Origin of the sequence: Klebsiella sp. 18074 (assembly GCF_902705905.1) — a bacterium.
In the GTDB taxonomy this organism is placed as follows: Bacteria; Pseudomonadota; Gammaproteobacteria; order Enterobacterales; family Enterobacteriaceae; genus Klebsiella; species Klebsiella terrigena.
This window is the reverse complement of sequence record NZ_CACSIS010000032.1, coordinates 56379-66116: the sequence shown is the minus strand read 5'-3', so window position 1 is coordinate 66116 and position 9738 is coordinate 56379. Positions and strand designations below refer to the sequence as shown.

5 protein-coding genes and 3 pseudogenes are annotated in these 9738 nt (G+C 47.8%); 7 read left to right on the top strand and 1 reads right to left on the bottom strand.

Annotated elements, in window-relative coordinates; translation table 11 throughout:
- Nucleotides 1-111 (top strand): annotated as a pseudogene (locus GVK32_RS24330) (integrase); the annotation flags it as partial.
- 6 nt (nt 112-117) lie between these two features.
- On the opposite strand, the pseudogene GVK32_RS24325 reads toward GVK32_RS24330, so the two are convergent.
- Nucleotides 118-831, bottom strand: a pseudogene (locus GVK32_RS24325) (integrase arm-type DNA-binding domain-containing protein); the annotation flags it as partial.
- A gap of 717 nt (nt 832-1548) precedes the next feature.
- Here GVK32_RS24325 and GVK32_RS24320 point away from each other — a divergent pair.
- The 6 genes and pseudogenes from GVK32_RS24320 to GVK32_RS24295 all read left to right on the top strand — a co-directional run bounded on the left by GVK32_RS24320 (nt 1549) and on the right by GVK32_RS24295 (nt 9712).
- Entirely contained in the window at nt 1549-3456 is a 1908-nt protein-coding gene (locus GVK32_RS24320; RefSeq protein ID WP_025107321.1) for an ABC-three component system protein, read from the top strand.
- Nucleotide 3457: 1 nt separating this feature from the next.
- Nucleotides 3458-4057 (top strand): ABC-three component system middle component 1, encoded by a 600-nt coding sequence (locus GVK32_RS24315; protein WP_025107322.1) that lies wholly within the window; start codon nt 3458-3460, stop codon nt 4055-4057.
- On the top strand, nt 4054-7038 hold the full coding sequence (locus tag GVK32_RS24310; protein WP_159873036.1) for an AAA family ATPase: 2985 nt from the start codon (nt 4054-4056) through the stop codon (nt 7036-7038). Before GVK32_RS24315 ends, GVK32_RS24310 begins: the two co-directional genes overlap by 4 nt.
- 88 nt (nt 7039-7126) lie before the next feature.
- Complete coding sequence (locus tag GVK32_RS24305) at nt 7127-8044, top strand: hypothetical protein (protein ID WP_159873034.1); 918 nt, start codon at nt 7127-7129, stop codon at nt 8042-8044.
- Between the two features lie 125 nt (nt 8045-8169).
- Nucleotides 8170-8538 carry a P-loop NTPase fold protein gene (locus GVK32_RS24300; RefSeq protein ID WP_227697894.1) on the top strand — a complete coding sequence of 123 codons (369 nt, stop codon included), beginning with the start codon at nt 8170-8172 and terminating at the stop codon, nt 8536-8538.
- A gap of 49 nt (nt 8539-8587) precedes the next feature.
- Nucleotides 8588-9712, top strand: a pseudogene (locus GVK32_RS24295) (IS3 family transposase).
- Nucleotides 9713-9738 lie beyond the last annotated feature (26 nt).

The following is a 9738-nucleotide window of genomic DNA, read 5'->3' as shown; positions in this document are numbered from 1 at the left end:
CTAAATGAATACAATAGTGAGCGGCCTCATGAATCCCTGAATAACCTGACGCCGGAAGAATATCGGCTGATGGCTGAGAAACCGGAAATCTCAAAAAGTGTTTGGAACTAAAGCTGGGATACTTACAGAAGCATTGTTTAGAGCAACCAGGAAGCGGGGGAGTTCGGAAGGGGGTAATGCTGGCATATTCTGTTTTTTAGGCTTACTGAACCGTTGCCCCAGGTTGTCAGCCGGATTAAATTCGATAAGTTCCTCAGTTGCTGCATAACGGAAAATTTCATTTAATCGGGAAATTATTCGCCGTAAAGTTTCGAGGACTCCTCGTTGCTCAATAGGGTCAAGATGTTGCTTTAAGAGTTTGGGTCGGATCTCATTGACAGGAACATTACCCAATCCGGGAAAGATATTTCTCTCCAGGCTTCGCCAGATGTCTTCTGCATGGTCTTGTGAGATACCTGAGGTCTTTACCTTCTCATCCAACCATTTCCTTGCCACGGTTTGGAGAGTGTGTTCAGTAGCATTCTTTAAGGCATTAGCCTTATCGTTGTTATGGACTTGAGGATCAATGCCATTGGCAAGCAAGGAGAGGTACTCATCTCGCAAGGCCCTTGCTCTTGCCAGTGTGAGGTGAGGGTAGGTCCCAAGGCTCATTTTGGTTCTTTTCTTACTCACTGGCACTGCATACCTGAAATACCAATTTTTCTTGCCTCCTTTCGACAAAGGAGCAATTCGTAAGATCAAGCCATCACCGTCAAACAAGTTGATTTCTTTGTCGGCTGGCTTGGTGCTTTTGATTTCAGTGTCAGTGAGCTTCTTAGCGATTTTTGCCATTTTGGGACCCTCGGTTTTTGGACCCTTCGTTGTGGGTCCCATTCAGGGTGCCATAAGTGATAGTTCTCAGCAATTCTCACTGGACGACAATAGACATGAAAAAGCCCGCAGAGCTTGTGCTGTGCGGGCTTAGTAGACTTCATTGTACTTCAAACAACTAAAAAGTGGTGGGCTGGCGGAGTCTGAATTGGTGCCGTAATTGGTTGAAGTATATGATCTAAATTATAATTCAACTTTGTGATGGTGCCTAATGTGGTGCCTAAAAGTATTTTTACCTTTTTTGCCCAGTAAAGATATGGGTTGTGGGAAAAAGACTGGTACACCTTAAGTTCTTGTTTCCTTCATAGCTCGTCTGGCTTTTAAACTGTCTACCAGTTCACACTGATTTTGGGTCGTCATGGATTTTCTCCGTCAATAAAAAGCGCCAGCGGCGATAGCAGGCGTATGGGGGATAGATCAACAAGGGGCATAACACGCTCGCCCACTTGCAGGCTAAATCGCAAAGGGGCGTGTGTGCACGCGACCACATCGCTAACTGGTACGCTACTCAATTTATATGTCATCAAGAGGTTATCAGCGCTGTAAGCCACAAAGAATCATAAAAAAACGTTTATTTCTTACTGCAAGATGAAATCAAGCTCTCTATAAAACCCTTGCTAATTCAGTTAGCATATCCGATATTTTTTCAGGGCAGAAAATGCAATAAGGAAAATCTGAATGCTCAGAAGGTTCCGGTTAGAGCGGAAGTCTGACTACGAAAAGCTGGTGATAGCTCAACTTCTGGCGGACATGCTTGAGAAATTCTTAAGTGGAAGGCTGTCGCCTCTGTCGATTGGTGCTGAACAAGGTGGCATTGACGAGTGGGACGATGTGGTAATTATGCACACCACAGACCACTATGAGCATTTACAGATCAAACGCCAGTCAACTGACTTTTGTACCAAAGATCCTGATAAAGCTGTACAACTCGCTAAAAAACCCAGAAAGGGTTCCTCACCCACCTCTCCAGCTAATTCCGTTTTAGACTCGGCGTTTTCCAGTCTTGCCAGAATCGCGAAAGCGGGAAAACTTGATGAATCTCCCAACCGTGAGTTCAGACTCACCCTCGTGGGTCTGCACCTTCAGATAAAAGATAATTTTACAGTTAATCATTTAGAAGAAGTCTCTGATCTTTGTCGCCAAACAGGACTCAGTGTAGAGGAGTTAGCTAAGCGTCAGGATGGCCCAACCACGAGGGCTTATCAATGGCTAACAACCTGGTGCGGATTCGAAGACTGGAACCAAATACGAAATGTCCTTCGCCGGGTTCAAATCAGTTGTATCGGTAACGATGCGGCATTAAAAGATCGGACAATTCACACGCTTGGCCGTTACTTCAGCGATCCGAATCGTACACTGGACCGTTTAATTACCTATATCGCGGCAGAAACATCTGACGTAGCAGCCTTGGGATGCCATGACGTCGTCCAGGAACTGCGAAGTGAACTGCGCCCTGATTTTGAAACTTGGGTGCAGTATCAGTTAAGCGATGGTTCTACTATGACTAGTAAAACTTGGTCATTAGCCGGAACGCTTGATCTTGCCGGTCCAACAGAAAGGTCCGCAAAAGGAGTCGTTGAGCACATGTGGAGCCGTGAGCCCGGTAACCGCAAGCTCAGAGTGTATGCCAATTACTCCCCCCCAGCAGGCGATAATCTGACTCTTCTTTCTGCCATTGTGCGTATGGCTTTGCATTTACCCCAAGGCAGTCAGGGGCTGATGTTAGGTGAACCAGCGTGGCGCAGTAGCGTTGGTCATGAAATTGGACACACACTTGGCTGTGCAGAACATGACTTCAGTGACCTGCCTTGGCTTGAAAATGCCGAACGCCTATCGTGTGCACAGGATTATGAATTTAAGACATTAAGTGCTGCTCGAGGTGAAGCTGAAGCGCTTGCTAAAGCCATGGACGACGTGCTGTGGCAACGCCTTCTCCAAGGGGTTTCAGAAAAACTTGGCTTAATCTCAGATTTGGCGCTAGCAGATGCGATGGAGACGGTTTGGCAGTCATGGCTGAGCGGGTTCTCAGCTGCACCTGAAAACCGCCGAAAATTCATGGAGCAGCTTCTCTATCCGAAAACTGAGAGAAAAAATGAAAAGCATGCGCTTCGCCTGGGCCTTCGTACTTTAAATCTTCTTGTTACCGCTGTTGAAACCTTATTACTGGTTGCAGTGGGTTTGCCTGAGGGCAGTAATAACTGGGAATCTTTTCAGGAAGGTGGCCCAGTATTGAGCATTGCTCTTAAGTACTGGTCTGGTCCTGCGGGTGGTTTTTCGGGAGTACGTGAGCTTTCTGATGATCCGTTAATAGACGTTATTGGCCCTAATCCGGATCCCATCGTTATCTTATCGGGTGTGAGTACATCCCCATCAGAATTATTGAATATAGGAATGGCTGACGACGCAGAGACCGCGACCAGTATGGCCGCGGAGCGTCAACCTCACCTGCTCATCACGCGGTCTGGTATGTTTCGTCATTTACATAACGGAACACTTGACTCCGTACGCCAACATTTCACTAAGCAGTGGCAAGATCGAAAGCTCGCTCGTGATTTGGCCATTGAGAAGAATGCGAAGGGATCCTGAAATGCCGACAATCCAAGAACTCGTTACTGCTATAACCGAGCGTGCTAAGGGCCGCTATAAAGTTCATTTTCCAGATGTGGACGAAATGGTTTCACCCTCAATTGATATCGGCATGACTGTAATACAACTCAGGCGCATTAATCGGGAAAATGCTGGATGGCGAACAGTACTGATCACAGCATTTCCTAGTAACGTGGATAATATCCAGAGTGCTTTCCGGTGGGCCGCTGATATCCGGGACATACTTGCAGAGCCGCAGACAGCAGACCTTTACATGTTTATGCTCATCGATGGAGTTGAGTCAGAAGATGCTGCCCGTTTTGAAACGGACGATCGATTTTGCAGGAAGGTGGTACTCAGAAAGCAGGAAGATATTGACTCCTTCCTTGATCGAAGTTTTCTGGCGTCTTTAACACCTGCGAGAGGTGGGAATGATATCAGCGATCCTCTGCTAGCGTCTCTGAACTCGATGAGTCAAGCACATTCCTGGGTAGAACCTCACCTCGAAACATGGCGTGAATTGTTGCTTTCTGAGAAATCTGGCGATGAAATTGTTAATGCGCTGAGGGATATGATGTTTGGAGAACGGGACTTTCAATGAAACAACTTAAATCTATCACGCTCTCAAACGTCCGCCGATACGGTACCGACACCAAAATTGAGCTCAGTGGCGGTGCAACCATTTTACTGGCCCCTAACGGTACGGGGAAAACGGCCTTCTTCGAAGCGATCGAATTTAGCCTCACGGGTAATATTTCTCGTCTAGGCGAGAATCTCTCACCCATTATCAGGGACAGCCAGACAGTCGCTAAGGTGGTCTTGGATTTTGGGGATGTACAAGCCTCTGCGCAGGTGAGCAACGGAGGTAACGTCGAAAGGACTGGTGATTTAAGCTCTCTTTTTCCGGATACGAAGTCGGAGGACATCCCCTTTTTATTAAGACTTACCCACTTACTGGATCAGCGCGAGGGACAATGGCTGGTCAAAGCGGATGCAAAAGTTGCGGGCGCTCAACTGGCTCGCTTGCCAATCGGTAAAGATGGAACCCTCGTTAGTAATGCTCTTGGCGGCATTCGCCGCGTTCTCACTGAGAAGCTGAAGCATGCAAAGGGAGCCCTTGAGGCGCTGGAAGCTGAGTTTGCGGAATGGCAAAGTCTGATTCTTGATCGGGACCAGGCCGCATCACAATCTCAGGGGGCCCTGCGCAGTAAAGAAAACATCGCAGAATCAATCTCAGACATCGCTCGCAATACTCAGAGTGCAGAACAATTGCCAGTAGGTTTATTAGTTCCGCCAGTGGGTATCAGCAATCTGGAAACTATGCACGATGCATTAGAGCAAACAGTACAAGCAAAACTGAGCCGACTTCGCGAACAGATTTCAGCGCTTATGGAAGTGGATGGACTAATTGGCCGGTTCGTTTCTGAGCAAGCGCGTTCTGAGCAGCTTGGTAATGCGCTTATAACTGCTAAAGAGGAGCTGATACAAAAACAACAGGTACGATCTCAGCTAGTTGATAAAAAAGATAAACTCCAGAAGGAACTCGTCACAGCTGAAGCAGAACGTGATGTAATTATACAGCAGCTTAACCGGCTCAATAGTGAGGCGCGAACCAAAGAGGCCTTCGAACAACGTAAGCTTGACTTGGCGTCAGCTGACAAAGCGTTGGTCGACGCCCAGTCTCAAGCATCAGCCTTGAGGCACGTACATGAGGGGAACGAACAGCTCCGTATTGAGCATGAACTTATAAATAAACAGCGTAAGTCTCTGCAGCTTGTAGATAGTGAAGTACTTACTGCTCATCAACTTATCAAGCGCTGGGAAGACATTCTTCAACATATTGCGACAATTACCGACTTGGTTAGCAATGAGGAAATTCAGGAGCGTGTACTTCAGGAGCATCTCCATACCGCGAACTCGTTAAAGGTATCAGCTGAAACAGATGAGCTTTCAGCGAAGCAGTTCCATGAGATGCTCACGTCTACTGCTGACTCTATAAGGCAATCCGTAGCCACCATTGCCGCACATTTACCAGAGGATCGAGGGGACTGCCCTTTATGTGGAGTGGAGCACGGCGCTGCCGTTCTTCATGAACGCGTTACTAGATCATTAGAGGCTATAGACCCCAAAGTCATCGAAGCAGAACAGCGCGTTAAAATAGCATCCGATCACTTGCGGAAATGCACAGAAACAGTGACGCATACCGAAACAGAATTGAAAACGTGCCAGAGTAAAATTGTTGAACTGCGAGGCGATATCGTTCGCTCAGTAGCGGAGATCAATCAACTCAAAACAAACATCCTTCTTGACGGAGATACGGTACAACTAGCGAAAGCATCTATCCAACGTCGCGAAGAATCAAATGCTTCAGCTAAACAGCAGCTTGACGAAAAACAGCTTAACCTTGCCCCCTTACCGACACCTGAAATATTGGAAGCGTCTAAAAACGCATACCAATCGTCGACTCGCGAACTGGATACTGCGCGGCAGAATCGGGCCGGAGTCTTGGCTAGCCTTGAACAAACAACCGCTGCATTAGCTGCAATAACAGCAGGGGCACTCCCTTCAAAAACGCTGGCTGATTTATCCACTGAACAAAACAAAAATACAATTCAACTAGCTGAATTAAAATCAAAAATTGAGGCTGAGCAATCTGCATTGGATAGACAGAATATCCCTTTAGCTGAAGTTAATAATAAGATAAATGGCCTCGAAAAGCAGATCACTGACGCTCAGGTTCAGTTAGCCTCAATCCGGTATTCATGGAGACAACTGTCCTTTCCCGGCGATCCCGCTCTCGAAGTGGCGAGCAGTAAAGAGATTCAACTGCAGTCATCCGTTGCTGACCTGTCCCGACATTCAGAACAGTTACAAACACTCAAAATTGAGATTGGTACTTGGAGCAAGCTGGAACAGACTCGTTTGGCACAAGGGCTTATAGATCGTCGCCGAGGAACATCATCGGAGCAGGAATTCGCTACAAGTCTTAGCCAGCGAATTGATAACGAGAGAACAAATCAGATGCAGTTGCTGCAATTATCTGAAGCGATGGAGACGCTCAATCGTTGCCTATCTACTGAGATCTCGAATGTACAAAAACATGTGCTCTCTGTCGTTCCAAGGTGGCAGGCTTTGCTCAAACGCGTAGTCAGAGAACAGCGCTTTACTGGCACCAGTTTGGGTTTTCGCAGTATCTACAGAAAGGAACATGCTGAAGTATCTGTTCCGTTACATGGGGAGTCAGTACCGGTTCCGGCGATAGCCAGCGAAGCTCAGCTAACTGATCTACAGCTTACCTTCTTGCTCTCCATGGCATTGGAACACCAGTGGTCCTCATGGCGCTGCCTGCTTCTGGATGACCCAACACAGCATCATGACTTGGTCCACGCAGCGTCCGTATTCGATTTACTGCGTGATTACATAGTTGATCATGGCTTCCAGGTTGTAATTGCAACACATGATGCCCTTCAGGCGCGTTATTTCATGCGCAAACTGCAAAATGATGGCATTGATGCACGCTTGTGGTCACTCGTTCCAACACCTGAAGGGGTGACGGCATCTGAGATGCGGATAACCAGGTAACCTAACAGCGCTGGGCCAGGTGATAAAGCAGGGCTGTTGGGATCTCAACCTGAGAAAACTCGAGGGCTGTTCATTTTAGGAGGAAAGGATGGAATCTGCTCGTGACAAACGCACCGGAGAAAAAGTGGATGCTGAAGAGCTCTGGTTGTTGGATATCGTTGATACCAGTGGTTATGTCTGCTGGGGATGCGGAATCGAAATGTATCCTTCCGCTTGGCAAAAAGGCAGTAAGAAAAGACCGTCGTTTAATAAAATGCCAGGAAAAGAACACATTAACTGCGATGCTGATGCTGAGAGCACTGTTGCTAAGCAGGGCCAGAAGAAAAGCGTCCGCCATCTCTTGGACAGCGCACCGGGTTTGATGCCAGCAGGGTTAAAGTTGATTGAAAAACGTCCAGTTGTTGATCCTGACTCAACGGGTGGTGAAAACAATTCGAGCACAACACGTTCTGCATCATCAACATCCAGTAAAGGCAATACCCCAACTCGGCAATCGCGTCGTCCGGTTAATGCTATTCGTCAGATTTGTAGAGCGTTTATTCGCTTCCCGTATGATCGAGGTATGTCACTACATATACCGGATATTGATGCCGATACTTACATGACTGTCTTTAAAAAACTTAAAGATCCGATTCAGCCCTATCCGGAACCGCGAGTTTTCTACTCACAGTTGTTGTGGCAGAAATTTGAGCAAGATGAGAATCGGATTGTCATTCCTCTTTCGGGAGAATGGGTTAAAGATGAATCCGGAAAGCTCAGGCCTTCTCGAAGTTACAAACTCCATGTGGAATGGAGCGGCTGGTCCCAAGCTAAACGCACAGCACTTCGAAACGAGTTGGAGGCCGCCCAAGAAGAAGCGAAGGATGCGGGGAAGAAAAAGCTAAAAGACAGGGCTCAGATTTTCTTCATCGGTGAGCAAAGTACTGAGGACCATGAGGTCTTCTATGTAGCCGATTACAGGCTGATTTGTGCGATCCTAGGACATATCACTTATCCGAGAATTTAAAGTAAAATCAGATGGTTGAGTTAAACCCCTAACAAGTTGAGAACCGAAACATACATCTTTAAAAAACTTTGCCCTGGTTGATTTGAAACTTCCATCAGTCGAGAGAAATAAAGGATAAATAATAGATGTGGTCAGATAAGGAATCATCAGAGGATTACCTAAATTTTGGTGAAGTATCTCAGCTAGCAGTAGATGTGCTTACTACCGAAAATATGTTGCCAGTATCAATAGGCATTTTTGGTAACTGGGGGGCTGGCAAATCTTCACTTTTGAAACTGATAGAGCAAAAACTTGAGCAAGATGACAAAGATTGGATAGTAATTAATTTTGACTCTTGGCTTTATCAGGGCTACGACGATGCTCGTGCTGCCCTACTTGAAGTCATCGCTACAGCATTGACAAAAGCTGCGGGTGGAAATACGACTCTTATCTCAAAAGCAAAGAGACTTCTGAGCCGGGTTGATGGATTTAGTGACCTGCTCCCCGTTGATTAGTACACCCCGATATTAGTAATGTCTTCATAAGCCACATGAGGACATCCCCATGAAGAAGCGTTTTTCCGACCAACAGATCATCAGTATTCTCCGCGAGGCTGAAGCCGGGATTTCTGCCCGTGAACTCTGCCGCAAGCATGCCATTTCCGACGCCACGTTTTATACCTGGCGTAAGAAGTATGGCGGTATGGAGGTGCCTGAGGTTAAGCGCCTGAAGTCGCTTGAGGAAGAGAACACCAGACTCAAGAAGCTGCTTGCCGAAGCCATGCTGGATAAGGAGGCGCTTCAGGTGGCTCTTGGGCGAAAGTACTGACGACAGACCAGAAGCGCGAAGCCGTGGTGTTGATGTGTGATGCGACTGGTCTGTCGCAACGTCGCGCCTGTAGACTCACAGGTTTATCCCTGTCGACCTGCCGCTACGAAGCGCAGCGTCCAGCTGCTGATGCCCATTTATCAGGGCGCATCACTGAGCTGGCACTGGAGCGCAGGCGTTTTGGCTACCGCCGCATATGGCAGTTACTGCGCCGTGAAGGGCTTCATGTTAATCACAAGCGCGTGTACCGCCTTTATCATCTGAACGGGCTGGGCGTAAAACGCAGACGTCGTCGTAAAGGGCTGGCAACAGAACGTCTGCTGCTCCGCCCGGCGGCGCCCAATATGACCTGGTCGATGGATTTCGTCATGGATGCCCTGGCTACCGGTCGCAGGATCAAGTGCCTTACCTGCGTCGATGACTTCACAAAGGAATGCCTGACTATCACTGTTGCCTTTGGGATTTCAGGCGTGCAGGTCACGCGTATTCTGGACACTGGACAGCATTGCGCTGTTTCGCGGCTATCCGGCTACGATAAGAACTGATCAGGGCCCGGAGTTTACCTGCCGCGCGCTCGATCAATGGGCCTTTGAACATGGCGTGGAGCTGCGACTTATTCAGCCCGGCAAGCCGACACAGAACGGATTTATTGAGGGCTTTAACGGACGCTTTCGCGATGAATGCCTGAATGAACACTGGTTCAGTGACGTCAGTCATGCCAGGAAAACCATCAGTGAATGGCGTCAGGATTATAACGAATGTCGCCCGCACTCCACGCTGAATTATCAGACGCCGTCTGAATTTGCGGCGGGCTGGAGAAAGGGTAATTCTGATAGTGAAGGATCCGACATTACTAAGTGAGCGTTGTATCTAATCCTGGGGGCAGG

What these genes read in the sequence shown, in the direction of transcription:
- GVK32_RS24320 (WP_025107321.1), top strand. Translation starts at nt 1,549, where the DNA reads ATGCTCAGAAGGTTCCGGTTAGAGCGGAAGTCTGACTACGAAAAGCTG.
- GVK32_RS24315 (WP_025107322.1), top strand. Translation starts at nt 3,458, where the DNA reads ATGCCGACAATCCAAGAACTCGTTACTGCTATAACCGAGCGTGCTAAG.
- GVK32_RS24310 (WP_159873036.1), top strand. Translation starts at nt 4,054, where the DNA reads ATGAAACAACTTAAATCTATCACGCTCTCAAACGTCCGCCGATACGGT.
- GVK32_RS24305 (WP_159873034.1), top strand. Translation starts at nt 7,127, where the DNA reads ATGGAATCTGCTCGTGACAAACGCACCGGAGAAAAAGTGGATGCTGAA.
- GVK32_RS24300 (WP_227697894.1), top strand. Translation starts at nt 8,170, where the DNA reads ATGTGGTCAGATAAGGAATCATCAGAGGATTACCTAAATTTTGGTGAA.